15 protein-coding genes are annotated in these 17,255 nt (G+C 64.5%); 13 read left to right on the top strand and 2 right to left on the bottom strand.

From position 1 onward, the window contains the following. Window positions 1-64: 64 nt before the first annotated feature. The 4 genes from tkt (AC22G6_RS10675) (at window position 65) to AC22G6_RS10660 (ending at window position 4,912) form a co-directional block, all read left to right on the top strand. Window positions 65-2,086: a transketolase gene (gene tkt, locus AC22G6_RS10675; protein WP_487366774.1), complete on the top strand. Its 2,022-nt coding sequence runs from the start codon at window positions 65-67 to the stop codon at window positions 2,084-2,086. A gap of 93 nt (window positions 2,087-2,179) precedes the next feature. Then, the gene (gene gap, locus AC22G6_RS10670) at window positions 2,180-3,193 is read left to right on the top strand and encodes a type I glyceraldehyde-3-phosphate dehydrogenase (protein ID WP_487366773.1); all 1,014 of its coding nucleotides are present in this window, start codon (window positions 2,180-2,182) and stop codon (window positions 3,191-3,193) included. Window positions 3,194-3,214: 21 nt separating this feature from the next. Beyond that, window positions 3,215-3,667 carry a hypothetical protein gene (locus AC22G6_RS10665; RefSeq protein ID WP_487366772.1) on the top strand — a complete coding sequence of 151 codons (453 nt, stop codon included), beginning with the start codon at window positions 3,215-3,217 and terminating at the stop codon, window positions 3,665-3,667. 60 nt (window positions 3,668-3,727) lie between these two features. Continuing rightward, on the top strand, window positions 3,728-4,912 hold the full coding sequence (locus tag AC22G6_RS10660; protein ID WP_108951559.1) for a phosphoglycerate kinase: 1,185 nt from the start codon (window positions 3,728-3,730) through the stop codon (window positions 4,910-4,912). Between the two features lie 195 nt (window positions 4,913-5,107). Here the strand turns inward: AC22G6_RS10660 and AC22G6_RS10655 are convergent, their stop codons facing one another. After that, a complete protein-coding gene (locus AC22G6_RS10655; protein WP_487366771.1) occupies window positions 5,108-5,518 on the bottom strand; it encodes a hypothetical protein in 411 nt (136 codons plus the stop codon). 148 nt (window positions 5,519-5,666) lie between these two features. On the opposite strand from AC22G6_RS10655, the gene pyk reads away from it, so the two are divergent. From pyk to AC22G6_RS10640, 3 genes are all read left to right on the top strand, one after another. Next, window positions 5,667-7,112, top strand: a complete 1,446-nt coding sequence (pyk, locus tag AC22G6_RS10650) for a pyruvate kinase (protein WP_487366770.1) — start codon at window positions 5,667-5,669, stop codon at window positions 7,110-7,112. A gap of 146 nt (window positions 7,113-7,258) precedes the next feature. Continuing rightward, window positions 7,259-8,323, top strand: coding sequence for a class II fructose-bisphosphate aldolase (gene fba, locus AC22G6_RS10645; RefSeq protein WP_487366769.1), 1,065 nt, complete (start codon window positions 7,259-7,261; stop codon window positions 8,321-8,323). A gap of 85 nt (window positions 8,324-8,408) precedes the next feature. After that, window positions 8,409-8,834 (top strand): gamma-glutamylcyclotransferase family protein, encoded by a 426-nt coding sequence (locus tag AC22G6_RS10640; protein ID WP_487366768.1) that lies wholly within the window; start codon window positions 8,409-8,411, stop codon window positions 8,832-8,834. 165 nt (window positions 8,835-8,999) lie between these two features. Here AC22G6_RS10640 and AC22G6_RS10635 read toward each other — a convergent pair whose 3' ends face one another. Further along, complete coding sequence (locus tag AC22G6_RS10635) at window positions 9,000-9,920, bottom strand: LysR substrate-binding domain-containing protein (protein ID WP_487366767.1); 921 nt, start codon at window positions 9,918-9,920, stop codon at window positions 9,000-9,002. Between the two features lie 92 nt (window positions 9,921-10,012). On the opposite strand from AC22G6_RS10635, the gene AC22G6_RS10630 reads away from it, so the two are divergent. The 6 genes from AC22G6_RS10630 (at window position 10,013) to tkt (AC22G6_RS10605) (ending at window position 17,239) form a co-directional block, all read left to right on the top strand. After that, window positions 10,013-11,479, top strand: a complete 1,467-nt coding sequence (locus tag AC22G6_RS10630) for a form I ribulose bisphosphate carboxylase large subunit (protein WP_108951030.1) — start codon at window positions 10,013-10,015, stop codon at window positions 11,477-11,479. 44 nt (window positions 11,480-11,523) lie between these two features. Beyond that, window positions 11,524-11,949 (top strand): ribulose bisphosphate carboxylase small subunit, encoded by a 426-nt coding sequence (locus tag AC22G6_RS10625; RefSeq protein WP_108951029.1) that lies wholly within the window; start codon window positions 11,524-11,526, stop codon window positions 11,947-11,949. A gap of 69 nt (window positions 11,950-12,018) precedes the next feature. Continuing rightward, window positions 12,019-13,011 (top strand): CbbX protein, encoded by a 993-nt coding sequence (gene cbbX, locus AC22G6_RS10620; RefSeq protein WP_487366766.1) that lies wholly within the window; start codon window positions 12,019-12,021, stop codon window positions 13,009-13,011. Window positions 13,012-13,033: 22 nt separating this feature from the next. Next, complete coding sequence (locus AC22G6_RS10615; protein WP_487366765.1) at window positions 13,034-14,122, top strand: class 1 fructose-bisphosphatase; 1,089 nt, start codon at window positions 13,034-13,036, stop codon at window positions 14,120-14,122. 11 nt (window positions 14,123-14,133) lie between these two features. Further along, on the top strand, window positions 14,134-15,012 hold the full coding sequence (locus tag AC22G6_RS10610; protein WP_108951027.1) for a phosphoribulokinase: 879 nt from the start codon (window positions 14,134-14,136) through the stop codon (window positions 15,010-15,012). A 199-nt stretch (window positions 15,013-15,211) separates the two neighbouring features. After that, window positions 15,212-17,239 carry a transketolase gene (gene tkt / locus AC22G6_RS10605; protein ID WP_487366764.1) on the top strand — a complete coding sequence of 676 codons (2,028 nt, stop codon included), beginning with the start codon at window positions 15,212-15,214 and terminating at the stop codon, window positions 17,237-17,239. Window positions 17,240-17,255 lie beyond the last annotated feature (16 nt).

Here is a 17,255-nt window from a genome sequence, read left to right as displayed (position 1 = left end):
CACCCCCTGTTTTCGGCGATAATTCGCGTTTTTTCCAGCCGCCCCCCCCGGCTTTGAGGAAACCATGTCGCAGTCCAGAAACGTCAAGCCCCCGGTTTTCAACCCCATCACAGGCGCGATCCGCGCGCTGGCAATGGATGCAGTGCAGAAGGCCAACTCCGGCCATCCGGGCGCTCCGATGGGTATGGCTGAAATTGCCGAAGTCCTCTGGCGCCATCACCTCAAGCACAACCCGGCCAATCCGCAGTGGGCAGACCGTGACCGCTTCGTGCTCAGCAACGGCCACGGCTCGATGCTGATCTACGCCCTGCTCCACCTCACCGGCTACGATCTGCCGATCGAGGAGCTCAAGCGCTTCCGTCAGCTGCACAGCAAGACGCCGGGCCATCCCGAATACGGCTACACCCCGGGCGTTGAAACCACGACCGGTCCGCTGGGTCAGGGCATCACCAACGCAGTGGGCATGGCGCTGGCCGAAAAGGTGCTCGCCGCCGAATTCAACCGCCCCGGCCACGACATCGTCGATCACCACACCTATACCTTCCTTGGCGACGGCTGCCTGATGGAAGGCATCAGCCACGAAGCCTGTTCGCTGGCCGGCACCTGGGGCCTGGGCAAGCTGATTGCCTTCTACGACGACAACAACATCTCGATCGACGGCCATGTGGACGGCTGGTTCACCGACGATACGCCGAAGCGCTTCGAGGCCTATGGCTGGCAGGTGATCCGCGACGTGCAGGGCCACGACCCGGTCGAGATCGACGCTGCGATCAAGGCGGCGCAGGCCAACACCTCGCAGCCGACCCTGATCTGCTGCAAGACCGTGATCGGTGCAGGCTCCCCCAACAAGCAGGGCAGCCACGACGTACATGGTGCGCCACTGGGTGCAGCAGAGATCGAAGCTGCGCGCGCGCTGATCGGCTGGAACCATGCGCCGTTCGAAGTGCCGGCCGATGTCTATGCCGCCTGGGATGCCCGTTCGGCGGGCGCTGCCGCAGAAGCCGGCTGGAACGACAGGCTTGCTGCCTACGCTGCAGCCTTCCCCGAGCAGGCGGCCGAATTCCGCCGCCGCGTGATCGACAAGGAACTGCCGGCCGACTGGTCCTCGCACGTCGAAGCCGTGATCGCAAAGATCACCGACAAGGCCGAGACCATCGCCACCCGCAAGGCGAGCCAGAACAGCATCGAAGCATTTGCGCCCAGGCTGCCCGAACTGATCGGCGGCTCGGCCGACCTCGCCGGCTCCAACCTCACGCTGTGGTCCGGCGCCAAGGGCGTCAGCCGCGAGACCGGTGGCAACTATGTGTACTACGGTGTGCGCGAGTTCGGCATGGCGGCCATTGCCAACGGCCTCAGCCTGCATGGTGGCCTGATCCCCTACACCGCCACCTTCCTGATGTTCAGCGAGTACGCCCGCAATGCACTGCGCATGGCTGCGCTGATGAAGCTGCGTCAGGTGTTCGTCTTCACCCACGATTCGATCGGCCTCGGCGAGGACGGCCCGACCCACCAGCCGGTGGAACAGACCGCCACCCTGCGCCTGATCCCGAACATGGATGTATGGCGTCCTTGCGACACCACGGAATCCGCCGTTGCCTGGGCATGCGCAATCGAGCGCAAGACCGGCCCGTCGTCGCTGTGCTTCTCGCGCCAGAACCTGCCCTTCCAGGCCCGCAGCGGCGAACAGATCACCGAGATCCGTCGCGGTGGCTACATCCTGTCCGAGGCCGCAGGCGGCAAGGCGCAGGCGGTCATCATCGCCACCGGCTCCGAAGTCGCCCTTGCCATCGCAGCGCAGAAGGCGTTGCTGGAAGACGGCATCACGGTGCGTGTGGTGTCGATGCCTTCGACCAACGTGTTCGACCGTCAGGATGCCGCCTACAAGGCGTCGGTGCTGCCGGCAGGCGTGCCGCGTGTTGCGGTGGAAGCGGGCGTCACCGACGGCTGGCGCAAGTATGTCGGCCTCGAAGGTGACGTCATCGGCATCGACAGTTTTGGCGAATCGGCACCCGCCGGCGAGCTTTTCAAGCATTTCGGCATCACCACCGAGCATGTGGTCCAGTCCGTAAAACAACGCATCAGCTAAGCAAGCCGTCGCTCCCGGACCGGCGCGCGAGGTGCCGGCGCCGGGGGCGTCGGTACTCGATTTTTCAGCCATTCCAGTCAGGGAGATTTTTCGATGACCATCAAGATCGCCATCAACGGCTACGGCCGCATCGGCCGCTGTACCGTCCGCGCCCTCTACGAACTCGGTCTGCGCGACCAGTTCGAAATCGTCGCCATCAACGCCTCAGGCGACCTGGCCACCAACGCTCACCTGACCAAGTACGACACCACCCATGGTCGCTTCGCCTTCCCGGTTGAAACCGAAGGCGAAAACATGATCATCATCAACGGTGACCGCATCCCCTTCTTCTCCACCAAGAACCCGCTCGACATCAACTGGGGCGAGCTCGGTGTGGATGTGCTGCTCGAGTGCACCGGTGCCTACACCACCAAGGCCAAGGCCGAAGTTCACCTCAAGCAGGGCGCAAAAAAGATCCTGATTTCCGCGCCGGGCGGCGACGACGTCGATGCGACCATCGTCTATGGCGTCAACCACGACGTGCTCACGAGCGCGATGACCGTGGTCTCCAACGCCTCATGCACCACCAACTGCCTGGCACCGGTCGCCAAGGTTCTGCAGGACAACATCGGCATCGAACAAGGCCTGATGACCACCATCCACGCCTACACCAACGACCAGGTGCTGGTGGATGTGCGTCATAAGGACCTGCGTCGCGCACGTGCCGCCGCACAGAACATCATCCCGACCAAGACCGGCGCGGCCAAGGCCGTCGGCCTGGTGCTGCCGGCGCTCAAGGGCAAGTTCGACGGCTTCGCACTGCGCGTGCCGACCATGAACGTATCGCTGGTCGACCTCACCTTCACCGCAAGCCGCCCGACCTCGAAGGAAGAGATCAACCAGCTCATGACCGAAGCCTCCAAGGGCGCGCTCAAGGGTGTGCTGGCGGTCAATGAGGCACCGCTCGTGTCGATGGACTTCAACCACGACCCGCACTCGTCCACCTTCGACGCCACCCAGACGCGCGTCATGGACGGCACGCTGGTCAAGGTGCTGGCCTGGTACGACAACGAATGGGGCTATTCCTGCCGCATGCTCGACGCTGCCAAAGCCGTCGCTCAAGCCTGATCCTGCGAGGAATTCACAACAATGAACCGTTCCCTCGTCGCACTCCTTTCGGCCGCAGCGCTGCTCGCTGGCGGCTGCGTCTCCAACCCGCTCAAGCCGGCCGAACAGGCTGCCGACAAGCCTGCTGCTGCAAGCACAACCGCAGACGGCAAGGACTATCGCACCGTCAAGTCGCGCGACGGCAGCTTCGATGGCGAGATCTGGGGCAAGCCCGCCAGGAACAGCAAGTTTACTTCGCTGCAGATCGGCATGTCGCAGGGCGAAGTCGAAGACAAGATCGGCCGCGGCTCCGACATGAAGAGCTATGTCACCGGCAAAGCCTGGATTCCTTTCTACTTCGGCACTGACGGACATCGCTTCGAGACCTACTACAAGGGTCAGGGCAGTCTGATCTATACCGGCGGCGGCATCGGCGGCGGACGTGGCGTGCTGATCGGCATCAACCACGACGCAACCGAAGACGGTTACCAGTAATCACCCAGAAGGGTCGGGCCTGTGCCCGGCCCTTCTTACTCCGGAAGTCACAACATGCCCCTGCAAGTAAAGAAACTCGCCGAGCTCGATGTGCGCGGCAAGAAGGTCTTCATCCGAGCCGACCTCAACGTCCCCCAGGACGACGCCGGCAACATCACGGAAGACACCCGCATCCGTGCCTCGATTCCGTCCATCCAGTACTGTCTGGACAATGGCGCCGCGGTGATGGTCACCTCCCACCTCGGTCGCCCCACCGAGGGCACCGTCAGCCACGACGACACCCTGGCGCCGGTTGCCGTGCGTCTCGGGCAACTGCTCAACAAACCGGTAAAGCTGATCGCCGACTGGGTTGATGGCGGCTTTGTCGTCGAACCCGGGCAGGTTGTTCTGCTCGAAAACTGCCGCTGCAACAAGGGCGAAAAGAAGGACAACGAAGAGCTGGCGAAGAAGATGGCCGCGCTGTGCGACATCTACGTTAACGACGCCTTCGGTACGGCCCACCGTGCCGAGGCCACCACCCACGGTATCGCCCGCTTTGCCCCCGTGGCCTGCGCCGGGATGCTGATGGGCGCAGAGATCGACGCGCTGTCGAAGGCCCTGCATGCGCCTGCACGCCCCCTGGTCGCCATCGTCGGCGGTGCCAAGGTGTCGACCAAGCTCACCATCCTCAAGACTCTGGCCGAGAAAGTCGATCAGCTGATCGTCGGCGGCGGCATTGCCAACACCTTCCTGCTCGCCGCAGGCAAGCGCATCGGCGAATCCCTCGCCGAGCCGGAAATGGTGCGCGAAGCGCATCAGGTCATGGACATCATGAAGGCCCGTGGCGCCGAAGTGCCGCTGCCGGTTGATGTGGTCGTGGCGGACGAGGTCTCTGCGCTGGCGCGTGCCAACCGCATCCCGGTCGACGAAGTCGGCCCGCAGGACCGCATCCTCGACTTCGGCCCCAAGAGCTCGGCAAAACTCGCCGACATCATCGCCCATGCCGGCACCATCGTCTGGAACGGCCCGGTGGGTGTCTTCGAACACGCCCAGTTCGCAGGCGGCACGAAGATGATGGCGTCGGCCATCGCCCACTCCGAAGCGTTCTCGATTGCAGGCGGCGGCGACACCCTCGCGGCCATTGCCAAGTTCCATATCGCAGACGACGTCGGCTACATCTCCACCGGCGGCGGCGCCTTCCTCGAGTTCCTCGAAGGCAAGACGCTGCCCGCGATTGCCGCACTTGAGGCGCGCTACAACGACTGAAGTCGTCGTGCTATCGAAAACGGCCATCTGCGGATGGCCGTTTTTCTTGCAGTGGCATTCAGGCTTCAATTCTTCGTCAAGCGATCAGTCGCGCGACACATGGCAACCCGCCAGCTCATCACGCCGGATCAGACTCACCACGCGTCACGGCAAGACCAACGCATATCCTCGACGCTGCGCCTCGAATGCCTTCATTCAGTGGCCGCCCCCGAACAGCAGACGATCGGACTGCCTGCGGCCATTCTGCGCACGCCGCTCCTGCTTGCGCTCGCCCTGCTCGTACGCACCATGCAGGTAGACGTCGCGTCGCTGGGTTGCACGCCTGTCGTCGAAATGGACATAGACACAGGAGCAGGCTTCCTGGGTACAGGAAGGCAAGGGTATGGGCGGGGCTTCGGTGGACAGGTAACGCTTGCCCTTAAGCGCACGTGAGGATGCACACGCCTTGCCGGAAGCCCGCACCTCCACAGCGTGAAAGGACCGTCTGTGCGGCTGCTCACGTATGACTTCCTGATCGGGTTCGTCTCCCTCCGCCTTCTTCCTTATGATCACAAACGCCAGCAGTCCCACCGCTACCAAGGCCATCAGCATTGCTGCATTTTCCATAAAGCGTCTCCTTGCAGTTCTCTTTTCAGCATAGAACACGATATGCACATCGTCGCCCCCGCCTTTGCATTCCACACTCCGATAGAATCATGAGCCAGCCACGCCAGGGCGAGCATCCATGGCGAGGAACACAAGACAAGGAGACTGCATGCCGCGCCATACCAAGATCGTAGCCACACTGGGCCCCGCCTCAACCGACCCTCATGTGCTCGAACGCATGGTCCATGCGGGCGTGGATGTGGTACGGATGAACTTTTCCCACGGCAAGGCGGAGGATCACATTGCCCGCGCCAGCGCGATCCGCGAGGCATCGGCGCGTACCGGCCGGCCGGTGGGCATCCTTGCCGACCTGCAAGGGCCCAAGATCCGGGTGGGAAAGTTCGAGAATGGCCGGGTGACGCTCACGGGAGACGCGCCCTTCATCCTCGATGCGCGCTGCGAGACCGGCAACGGCGAACGTGTCGGGCTGGACTACAAGGACCTGCCCAAGGACGTCAAACCCGGTGACGTCCTGCTGCTCGACGACGGCCGACTCAAACTGGTGGTGGAGCGCGTGTTCGGTCACGAGATCCACACCCGCGTGCGCGTCGGCGGAGAGCTGTCGAACAACAAGGGCATCAATCGCCAGGGCGGCGGACTGACGGCGCCGGCGCTCACCGCCAAGGACATGGACGACATCAAGACCGCGGCGCAAATCGGCGTCGACTTCGTGGCGGTGTCTTTCCCCAAGAGTGCAGCTGACATGTACATGGCGCGTCAGCTCCTGCGCGCGGCAGGCAGCGAATCGCTGCTGATCGCCAAGATCGAACGTACCGAGGCGGTCGCCAACCTGAACGAAATTCTCGATGCCTCCGACGGCATCATGGTGGCACGCGGCGACCTCGCCGTTGAGGTGGGCGATGCCGCCGTACCCGCGCTGCAGAAAAAAATGATCCGCGCCGCACGCGATCTCAACAAACTGACCATCACCGCCACCCAGATGATGGAGTCGATGATCGCCAGCCCGGTGCCAACCCGCGCCGAGGTCTCGGACGTCGCCAATGCGGTGCTCGATGGCACCGATGCCGTGATGCTGTCGGCCGAAACCGCCTCCGGCAAGTTTCCGGTTGAAGTGGTCGAGGCAATGAGCCGGGTATGTCTCGAAGCGGAAAAGTCGGCTGAAATCGGGCTCGACCGCGAGGTGCTCGACCGCGTATTCACCCGCATCGACCAATCGATCGCCATGGCGGCAATCTGGACCGCCTATCACCTGAAGGTAAAGGCCATTGCCTCGCTGACCCAGACCGGATCGACCGCGCTGTGGATGAGCCGACCGATCTGCGGCGTGCCGATTTACGCCCTCACCCCGGAGATCAGCGCGCGCAACCAGATGACGCTGTATCGCGAGGTGTATCCGCTACTGATGAGCCAGCTCCATGTCGACCGCGACGTACTGCTGTGGGAAGCCGAGCAGATCCTGCTCGACCAGGGCGTAGTCGAGTACGGCGACCTGATCGTGCTCACGATCGGCGAACCCATCGGCACCACCGGCGGCACCAACACCCTGAAGATCGTGCGCGTCGGCGATCATCACCCGCCAAACAGCGACGAATAGGCCGTACGTGTGGTGAAATTACCGCGTCGTTTGTCTCAATCCGTGTGAGCCGGTTCCGGCTGGAGCCGCTCACGGGATAAAATGCCGCTTTATTCAACCTGACCATTGACCGGCCACCCAGCGCCGGCGACCCCCGGAGATTTCTGATGCCTCTCGTGTCCATGCGCCAGCTGCTCGACCACGCCGCCGAACACACCTATGGTCTGCCCGCATTCAACGTCAATAACCTTGAACAGGTTCAGGCCATCATGGAAGCGGCCGCCGAGTCCGACAGCCCGGTGATCATGCAGGCCTCCGCCGGCGCCCGTAAGTATGCCGGCGAAGCCTTCCTGCGCCACCTCATCGAAGCTGCAGTCGAAACCTACCCGAACATCCCCGTCGTGATGCACCAGGACCACGGCCAGAGCCCCGCCATCTGCATGGGCGCGATCCGCTCCGGCTTCTCCAGCGTGATGATGGACGGCTCGCTGCTCGAAGACGGCAAGACCCCCTCCTCCTACGAGTACAACGTCGCCGTCACCCGCGAGGTCGTGAAGTTCTCGCACGCGATCGGCGTCAGCGTCGAAGGCGAACTGGGCTGCCTCGGCTCGCTCGAAACTGGCCAGGCCGGCGAGGAAGACGGCGTCGGCGCCGAAGGCACGCTCGACCACAGCCAGATGCTGACCGATCCGGACCAGGCTGCCGACTTCGTCAAGCAGACCGACTGCGACGCGCTCGCCATCGCCATCGGCACCAGCCACGGCGCCTACAAGTTCACCCGCAAGCCCACCGGCGACATCCTCGCCATCGAGCGCATCAAGGCCATCCACGCCCGCCTGCCCAACACCCACCTGGTGATGCACGGTTCGTCGTCCGTGCCGCAGGAGTTGCTCGAGATCATTCGCCAGTACGGCGGCGACATGAAGGAAACCTACGGCGTGCCGGTCGAGGAGATCGTGCAGGGCATCAAGCACGGCGTGCGCAAGATCAACATCGACACCGACATCCGGCTGGCGATGACGGGCGCGGTGCGCAAGTTCCTGTTCGAGAACCCGTCCAAGTTCGACCCGCGCGAGTTCAACAAGCCCGCTCGCGAAGCCGCCAAGCTGGTGTGCAAGGCGCGTTTCGAAGCCTTTGGCTGCGCTGGCATGGCCTCGAAGATCAAGCCGCTGTCGCTGGAGAAGATCGCTGCGCGCTACAAGACCGGCGAACTGACGCAAGTCGTACGCTGATCGCCTTCCGGCGACGAAGCTGCACAAGAGCGCGCCACTGGCGCGCTTTTTTTCGCCTCGGACACTACAGAACGGACCTGCCCCGATGAACGGACACAATCGACACTGCTTTACCTACGGTTCACTGATGACACCGCACATCATGTTCGAGGTGTGCGGAATGAAGCCGGCGGCGATCCCCGCCACGCTCGAGGGCCATCGCAGGCATCCGGTGTGCGGCGAGGATTACCCGGGCATGGTCGCCACCCGCGGGCATGCAGTCAGCGGCATGCTTTACCTCGACGTCCCACCGGCGGCGCTGGCGCGCCTGGACGCATTCGAGGGCGAGCAGTACCAGCGCAGCGCAGTGACGGTCGTGGACGCAGCGGGCAGACAACTGGCTGCCGAGGCCTACGTGTTTCGGCCCGAATACGCGGATCTGCTGCTGCCGGGCGACTGGGACGTCGCCGCGTTCGAGCGCGAGGGGCGGCAGCGCTTCGAGCTCAAGTTCGTCGGCAACCGGGGCGACTGAGCGCGGCGACCGCGCCGCCGGTTTCCTTCTGCCCGGACCACTTCTCTACGCCAAGACACACCACCCTGTTGCGGCCGCGCGCCCTGCCCCTGTTCCCGCGATGTGGGCCCTGCCCGCGGGCGCCGGTTCTCATCCGTGCAGGCTGAAGACCCGGCCAGCAGCGAGTCACCCGGTGATCGCGCGCATCATCGATGCGCCGTCCGACTGCAGAAAGTCGAGCAGCGCCTCCAGCGCCGGTGTCAGCGGACGTTCGGCATGGACCAGCACATTCCACTCGCGGATCACCGGCGTGTCGACCACATCGAGTCGGACCAGGCGACCGCTCTCGACCTCCATTGCAAAGGTGTGGTGGGACAGGAAGGCGATGCCCATGCCCGCCATCACTGCCTGCTTCAGGGTCTCGTTGCTGCCGAGTTCATCTGCGGCAAGTGGCTTGACGCCGTGCGCGCGCAGAAAGCGCTCGAGGTTGCTGCGCGTGCCCGACCCGCGTTCGCGCAGCAACAGGCGCTCACCGGCGAGCGCGGCGGGCGGGATGTTGCGCCGCGCCGCCAGCGGGTGGTCGGGACGGGCAACGAAGGACAGACGATGTGGCGAAAACGGAATTCGGCGCAAGGCCATGCCACCCGGCGGCTGGCCCATGATCGCGAGGTCGGCACGCTGCTCCTGAAGCAGTGCATGCACGCGGTCGCGATTCTCCACCGTCAGGCGGAACTTGATGTCCGGGTAGCGGCGTCCGAACTCCGCCAGCAGGTGGGGCACGAAATACTCTGCGGTGGTGATGGCCACGACCTCGAGCGTTCCCGAGGCCACACCACGCATCGACTTGAGCTCCACCTCCGCCATCTCCAGTGCAGCCAGTGCCTCACGCGCCCTGCGCACGAGCACCTCCCCGGCGGGCGTGAGACGGATCTCCCGCCGCCCGTCCACCAGCACCTGACCGACCACGGTCTCGAGCTCCTTGATCTGCATCGACACGGCCGGCTGGGTGAGGTGCAGCAGGCGCGCCGCCTGCGTGAAGCTGGAGGTATCGGCCACGGCGACAATTGCACGTAGCTGCTTCATGGTCAGGCGATGTGCGAGTCTCATCAGAAAACCTTATCTCAAAACCCCAACATTCATCATTGGAGCTTATCTCAACAAAACCGTAATGTCTGCTCACCAGACCAGAGGAGACAGACATGGGCGCACCCGATACTCCGCAGCAGATTCTCGACCCGAAGAAGCGCTACCAGGCCGGCGTGCTCAAGTATGCCCAGATGGGCTACTGGGATCCGGACTACGAACCCAGGGACACCGATGTGCTCGCGGTCTTCCGCATCACGCCCCAAGACGGCGTGGATCCGGTCGAAGCGGCAGCGGCAGTCGCCGGCGAATCCTCCACTGCCACCTGGACCGTGGTGTGGACCGACCGACTCACCGCCAGCGACACATACCGCGCAAAGGCATACCGTATCGACCCGGTGCCGGGCCAGGAAGGCCAGTACTTCTGCTGGGTGGCCTACGACCTCGACCTTTTCGAGGAAGGCTCGATCGCCAACCTCACCGCGTCGATCATCGGCAACGTGTTCAGCTTCAAGCCGCTCAAGGCTGCGCGCCTCGAAGACATGCGCCTGCCGGTTGCGTATGTGAAAACCTTTCGCGGCCCGCCCACCGGCATCGTGGTCGAGCGTGAGCGCCTGGAGAAGTACGGCCGGCCGCTGCTGGGCGCAACGATGAAGCCCAAGCTCGGGCTCTCCGGCAAGAACTACGGCCGCGTCGTGTACGAAGCGCTGCGTGGCGGGCTGGACTTCACCAAGGACGACGAGAACATCAACTCGCAGCCCTTCATGCACTGGCGCGACCGCTTCCTGTACTGCATGGAAGGGGTCAATCAGGCTGCGGCACAGACGGGCGAGATCAAGGGCCACTACCTCAACATCACTGCCGGAACCATGGAGGAGATGTACAGGCGCGCGGAACTTGCCCGCGAACTGGGCTCCTGCGTGGTGATGGTCGACCTCATCATCGGGTGGACGGCCATCCAGTCGATCAGCAACTGGTGCCGCGACAATGACATGATCCTGCACATGCACCGTGCGGGCCACGGCACCTACACCCGTCAGAAGAATCACGGCGTGAGCTTTCGCGTGATCGCCAAGTGGCTGCGCCTCGCAGGCGTCGACCATCTTCATGCAGGCACTGCGGTGGGCAAACTCGAGGGCGACCCGATGACGGTTCAGGGCTTCTACAACGTGTGCCGCGACAGCGTGACGAAGCAGGATCTGCCGCGCGGCCTGTTCTTCGATCAGGACTGGGCCAGCATCAAGAAGGTGATGCCGGTCGCCTCGGGTGGCATCCACGCCGGCCAGATGCATCAGCTGCTCGACCTCTTCGGCGACGACGTCGTGCTGCAGTTCGGCGGCGGCACCATCGGTCATCCGATGGGTATCCAGGCCGGCGCCCAGGCCAACCGCGTGGCGCTTGAGAGCATGGTGCTGGCGCGCAACGAAGGCCGCGACATCGTCAACGAAGGCCCGCAGATCCTCGCCGACGCCGCCAAGTGGTGTCAGCCCCTGCGCGCCGCCCTCGATACTTGGGGCGATATCACCTTCAATTACACCAGCACCGACACATCGGACTTCGTGCCCACCGCCAGCGTGGCCTGATGGTGCCACACGAATTCATCAAAACAGAGCGAGGAGACACCACCATGCGTATCACTCAGGGCTGCTTTTCATTCCTGCCCGATCTGAGCGACAGCCAGATCGGGGCACAGATCCACTACTGCCTGAATCAGGGTTGGGCGGTCGCGCTCGAATATACGGACGACCCGCATCCACGCAACACCTACTGGTCGATGTGGGGTCTGCCAATGTTCGATCTGGCCGACCCGGCCGGCGTCATGCAGGAGCTGCAGGCCTGCCGCGAGGCCAATCCCGGCCACTACATCCGGGTAAACGCATTCGATTCGACCAAGGGCTGGGAGACAGTGCGCATGTCCTTCATCGTCCAGCGCCCTCCCAGCGAACCCGGCTTCCGTCTGGTACGCCAGGAGACCGGAGGACGAAACCTGCGCTACACGCTCGAAAGCTATGCCGTGGGCGCAGGCACAGAGGGCGCCCGATACGCCGGCTGAAGCCGGCCGCACGCAGGGCGGAACAACGCATTCCGCCCGCACACCGAATGCTGCATGGAGGAGACCGACATGAGCGCCAGTGACCTGCAAGGCCTGACGGGCGAAACACCGCCCACATCAGATGCAAGCATCGACCTCGCCACCGAATATGCCGACGCCGGCATTGGCGACGTGCTCGAAGGCCTAGACCACGATCTGATCGGGCTCGCACCGGTCAAGCGCCGGGTGCGCGAGATCGCCGCCCTGCTTCTGGTCGACCGCGTGCGCCAGCGACTCGGGCTCACGACCGCCGCACCTTCGCTGCACATGAGCTTTACCGGCAACCCGGGGACCGGCAAGACCACGGTCGCCATGCGCATGGCCGAGATCCTCCAGCGTCTCGGCTACTGTCGGCGCGGTCACGTCGTGGCGGTCACCCGCGACGACCTCGTCGGCCAGTACATTGGCCACACCGCACCCAAGACCAAGGAGGTCCTCAAGCGCGCCATGGGCGGGGTGCTGTTCATCGACGAAGCCTATTACCTGTACCGTCCCGAGAACGAAAAGGACTACGGTCAGGAAGCGATCGAGATCCTACTGCAGGTGATGGAGAATCAGCGCGACGATCTGGTGGTGATCCTCGCCGGCTACGCCGACCGCATGGAGCGCTTCTTCGAGTCGAATCCGGGCATGAAGTCGCGCATCGCCCACCATGTGGACTTCCCCGATTACGCCAGCAGCGAACTCGGCGAGATCGCCGAACGCATGCTCGCGCAGTGGAACTATCGCTTCGACCCAGCCGCGCGCCTCGCCTTCGACGAGTACATCGCCCTGCGCCGCACCCGCCCCCACTTCGCCAACGCGCGCAGCATTCGCAACGCCCTCGACCGCATGCGCCTGCGCCAGGCCCTGCGATTGTTCGAGTCCGGCGCAAGCGTCGATGCCAGCGCTCTGTGCACGCTGAGCGAGGCCGACGTGCGCGCCAGCCGGCAGTTTGCCAGGCCGGTGACGATCACCGAACCGGCGTTTGATGCCGAACTCGACTTCGACCCCGAGCGCGGTACAGACCGCAGCGACTACTGAACCCGCACACAGAGGCCGCACCATGTTCAACATCGAGCGAAGCACCCTGACCGAATACCTGATCGACCAACGCCGTCACCATCCAGAGGCCACCGGCGAACTCAACGCCCTGATCCTGCAGGTCGCCCAGGCCTGCAAGGCCATCTCGCGCGCCGTGGCCCACGGCGCACTCGCCGACATGCTCGGCGACCATGGCAGCGCCAACGTGCAGGGCGAACAGCAGAAAAAGCTCGACGTGCTGGCCGACGGCATCTTCCTGCGTGCCACCCACTGGGGCGGCGGTCTCGCCGGCATGGTGTCGGAGGAAAACGAAGCCCCTATCCCCTTGCCCGCAGGTCACGCCCGCGGCAAATACCTGCTGGTGTTCGACCCGCTGGACGGCTCGAGCAATATCGACGTCAATGTCGCGGTCGGCAGCATCTTCTCCATCCTGCGCGCGTCCACGCCCGGCGAGGACGCAGTCGCCGACGACTTCCTGCAGTCCGGAACCCGCCAGGTTGCGGCCGGCTATGCGATCTACGGCCCCTCCACAATGCTGGTGCTGAGTGTCGGCACCGGCGTTGCGGGCTTCACCTTCAACCCGATTCTCGGCGACTTCTTCCTCACCCATCCGGACATCCGTGTGCCGGACACCACCCGCGAGTTCGCCATCAACGCGTCCAACTCACGCTTCTGGGAGCCGCCAGTACGGCGCTATGTGGACGAATGCCTTGCAGGCCGCAGCGGCCCGCGCGGCGCCGACTTCAACATGCGCTGGATCGCATCGCTGGTGGCCGAAACCCACCGCATCCTGATGCGTGGCGGGGTGTTCCTCTACCCGCGCGACAGCAAGGACCCCGGCCGCCCTGGCCGTCTGCGCCTGCTCTACGAGTGCAATCCGATCGGATTCATTGTCGAACAGGCAGGCGGTCGGGCCTCGACGGCACGTATGCCGGTTCTTGAAGTCGAACCAGAGGCACTGCATCAGCGAATCGGCTTTGTTTTCGGATCACGCCAAGAGGTTGAGCGCATCGAAACCTACCACGCCGACCCGACAGCCGGCCTCGACAGTCCGCTGCCGCTGTTCAACACGCGCTCGCTGTTCAGCGACAACCACGCCTTCTCACAGTAAGGAGGACGACCATGTCCGAACGCCATCCCATCGTTGCCATCACCGGCTCGTCCGGCGCGGGCACCAGCACGGTTCAGCGCACCTTCGAGGAGATCTTCCGGCGCGAGAACGTGACGGCTGCAGTGATCGAGGGCGACAGCTTCCATGCCTTCGACCGCAAGACCATGCGCGAGAAACTGGCCGCAGCCGAAGCTGGCGGAGAGCTGTCCCGTTTCAGCCACTTCGGCGCCGAGGCCAACCTGTTTTCAGAACTGGAGAAACTGTTCCGGACCTATGCCGAATCGGGCAGTGGCCGCCGCCGCAAGTACCTTCACAACCTCGAGGAGGCGGCCCCCTACAACCAGGAACCCGGCACCTTCACCGAGTGGGAAGAGATCCCGACCGGCACCGACCTGCTGTTCTACGAGGGCCTGCACGGTGCAGTGAAGATGGAAGGCGCCGACATCGCCCGCTTCCCCGACCTGCTGATCGGAGTGGTGCCGGTGGTCAACCTGGAATGGATCCAGAAGCTGCACCGCGACAAGAACATGCGCGGCTATTCGACCGAGGCGGTGACCGACACCATCCTGCGTCGCATGCACGACTACGTGCACTACGTGGTGCCGCAGTTCTCCCGCACCCATGTGAATTTCCAGCGCGTGCCGATGGTGGACACCTCCAACCCCTTCATCGCCCGCACCATTCCTACCGCCGACGAGTCCATGGTGGTGATCCGCTTCGCCAATCCCAAGGGCATCGACTTTCCCTATCTGCAGAACATGATCCACGGCAGCTTCATGAGTCGGGCCAACACCATCGTCGTGCCCGGCGGCAAGATGGAACTGGCGATGCAGCTGATCTTCACCCCCTTCATCTGGCGCCTGATGGAACGGCGAAGGAAGCTGCTGTGACGACCTCCACCCAACTCAACACCAGCACAGGCGCCGCGCGGGCTGAACGAGGTGTTTGTGCAACGATCGAGGACTGTACACGCCCGCAGGGCGAGTTCCGCAGGCTGCAGAACAAATACCCCGTGCAGCCGGCGGTTAGCTGCACCATCGAACGACCGCAACCGACTTCCTGATCGTCCTTACCCGGAGGAGCACTCCAATGAACATGCGCCTGTCACAAACCGCGCAGGACACCCTGTGCGCCAACGCCTTGCGTTTCCTCGCCATCGACGCGGTCGAGGCCGCGCAATCCGGCCACCCCGGCATGCCCATGGGCATGGCGGAAATCGCCGTCGCACTGTGGACCCGCCACCTCAAGCACAACCCCACTGACCCCACCTGGCCCGACCGCGACCGCTTCATTCTCAGCAACGGCCACGGCTCCATGCTGCACTACGCCCTGCTCCACCTCAGTGGCTACGACCTCCCGCTCGACGAGCTCAAACGCTTCCGCCAACTGCACAGCAAAACCCCGGGGCACCCCGAATACGGACTCACCCCCGGCATAGAAACCACCACCGGCCCCCTCGGTCAGGGCCTCGGCAACGCCGTCGGCATGGCGCTCGCCGAAAAACTCCTCGCAGCCGAATTCAACAGACCCGGCCACAGCATCGTCGATCACCACACCTGGGTCTTTCTCGGCGACGGCTGCCTGATGGAAGGCATCAGCCACGAAGCCGCCAGCTTTGCCGGCGTGCAACGGCTGTCGAAACTCATCGCGCTCTGGGACGACAACCGCATCTCCATCGACGGCGACGTTGCAGGCTGGTTCGGTGACGACACCCCGGCACGCTTTCGCGCCTATGGCTGGAACGTCATCGAACACGTCGACGGCCACGACACCGACGCCGTCGACCATGCCATCAGGGACGCCCGCCGGAACGCGCGCGACGACACCGGCCCGACCCTGATCTGCTGCCGCACCACCATCGGTCGCGGCAGCCCGGCACGCGCGGGGACGGCCAGCGTTCATGGCGCGCCGCTGGGCAAGGACGAGATCGCCGCCACCCGAGCCGCACTCGGCTGGGATCATGCCCCGTTCGACATCCCCGAAGAAATCCGAAACAGCTTCGATGCCCGTACAACAGGCGCCGCCAGTCAAAAAGCGTGGCAGGCACAGCTCGATGCCTACGCCCGAGAATGGCCCGAACTCGCCGCAGAGTTCACCCGCCGCGTCACCAAGCGCCTGCCCGTCGGGCTCCAAGTCCTCGCTGATGCCATCCTGCGCGGCGTGCACAACGAAGCCGCCACGCTTGCCAGCCGCAAGGCCAGCCAGCACGCCATCGGCCGCCTCGCCCGCGCCCTGCCCGAACTGCTCGGCGGGTCTGCCGACCTCACCCACTCCAACCTCACCGACTGGCCCGGCTGCGGCGCAGTGCGCGCCGACCAGGCGGGGCGCCACATTAACTGGGGCGTGCGCGAGTTCGGCATGGCCGCCGCCCTCAATGGCATCGCGTTGCACGGTGGCTACCTCCCCTTCGGCGCCACCTTCCTCGTGTTCTCTGACTACGCCCGCAACGCCATGCGCATGAGCGCGCTGATGCGCCAGCGCGTCGTCTACGTGATGACGCACGACTCCATCGGCCTCGGCGAAGACGGCCCCACGCACCAGCCGGTCGAACACCTGCCCAGCCTGCGGCAGATCCCCAATCTCGACGTCTGGCGACCCTGCGACGCGGTCGAAACGCAGGCGGCCTGGAACGCGTCGGTGATGCGGGCCGACGGTCCCAGCGTGATCGCCTGCTCGCGCCAGAACCTCCCCCATCAGGCGCGCGACGCCGAGCGCCTCGGCGACATCGCACGCGGCGGCTATGTGCTGGCCGAAGCCGACGCCGGCCAGCCTGCGATGGTGCTGATTGCCACCGGCTCCGAAGTCGCGCTGGCGATGGAGGCTCGCGCGCGGCTACAAGCCGAAGGCATCGCCACCCGCGTCGTCTCCATGCCCTGCACCGCGGCCTTCGACCGTCAGGCCGCGAGCTGGCGCGATGCCGTGCTGCCGCCCAATGTTCCGCGCGTGGCGATCGAGGCTGCACAGCCCGACGGCTGGTGGAAATACCTTGCCGGTGCACCACGCGCCGCTGTCATCGGCATCGACCGCTTTGGAGAATCGGCCCCGGCGGGCGAGCTGGCGACTCTGTTCGGCATGACGCCCGAACGCATCGTGGAAACGGCCCGCCGACTGAGCTGACACAGGATCACACCAC

This window comes from Parazoarcus sp. PS-13 R2A (assembly GCF_057621855.1).
Note: the sequence above shows the minus strand (reverse complement) of the source record. Positions and strands in the feature narration are given on the sequence as shown.

Coding starts and splice junctions, on each gene's coding strand:
- tkt (WP_487366774.1), top strand. CDS start 65: ATGTCGCAGTCCAGAAACGTCAAGCCCCCGGTTTTCAACCCCATCACA.
- gap (WP_487366773.1), top strand. CDS start 2,180: ATGACCATCAAGATCGCCATCAACGGCTACGGCCGCATCGGCCGCTGT.
- AC22G6_RS10665 (WP_487366772.1), top strand. CDS start 3,215: ATGAACCGTTCCCTCGTCGCACTCCTTTCGGCCGCAGCGCTGCTCGCT.
- AC22G6_RS10655 (WP_487366771.1), bottom strand. CDS start 5,518: ATGGAAAATGCAGCAATGCTGATGGCCTTGGTAGCGGTGGGACTGCTG.
- pyk (WP_487366770.1), top strand. CDS start 5,667: ATGCCGCGCCATACCAAGATCGTAGCCACACTGGGCCCCGCCTCAACC.
- fba (WP_487366769.1), top strand. CDS start 7,259: ATGCCTCTCGTGTCCATGCGCCAGCTGCTCGACCACGCCGCCGAACAC.
- AC22G6_RS10640 (WP_487366768.1), top strand. CDS start 8,409: ATGAACGGACACAATCGACACTGCTTTACCTACGGTTCACTGATGACA.
- AC22G6_RS10635 (WP_487366767.1), bottom strand. CDS start 9,920: ATGAGACTCGCACATCGCCTGACCATGAAGCAGCTACGTGCAATTGTC.
- AC22G6_RS10630 (WP_108951030.1), top strand. CDS start 10,013: ATGGGCGCACCCGATACTCCGCAGCAGATTCTCGACCCGAAGAAGCGC.
- AC22G6_RS10625 (WP_108951029.1), top strand. CDS start 11,524: ATGCGTATCACTCAGGGCTGCTTTTCATTCCTGCCCGATCTGAGCGAC.
- cbbX (WP_487366766.1), top strand. CDS start 12,019: ATGAGCGCCAGTGACCTGCAAGGCCTGACGGGCGAAACACCGCCCACA.
- AC22G6_RS10615 (WP_487366765.1), top strand. CDS start 13,034: ATGTTCAACATCGAGCGAAGCACCCTGACCGAATACCTGATCGACCAA.
- AC22G6_RS10610 (WP_108951027.1), top strand. CDS start 14,134: ATGTCCGAACGCCATCCCATCGTTGCCATCACCGGCTCGTCCGGCGCG.
- tkt (WP_487366764.1), top strand. CDS start 15,212: ATGAACATGCGCCTGTCACAAACCGCGCAGGACACCCTGTGCGCCAAC.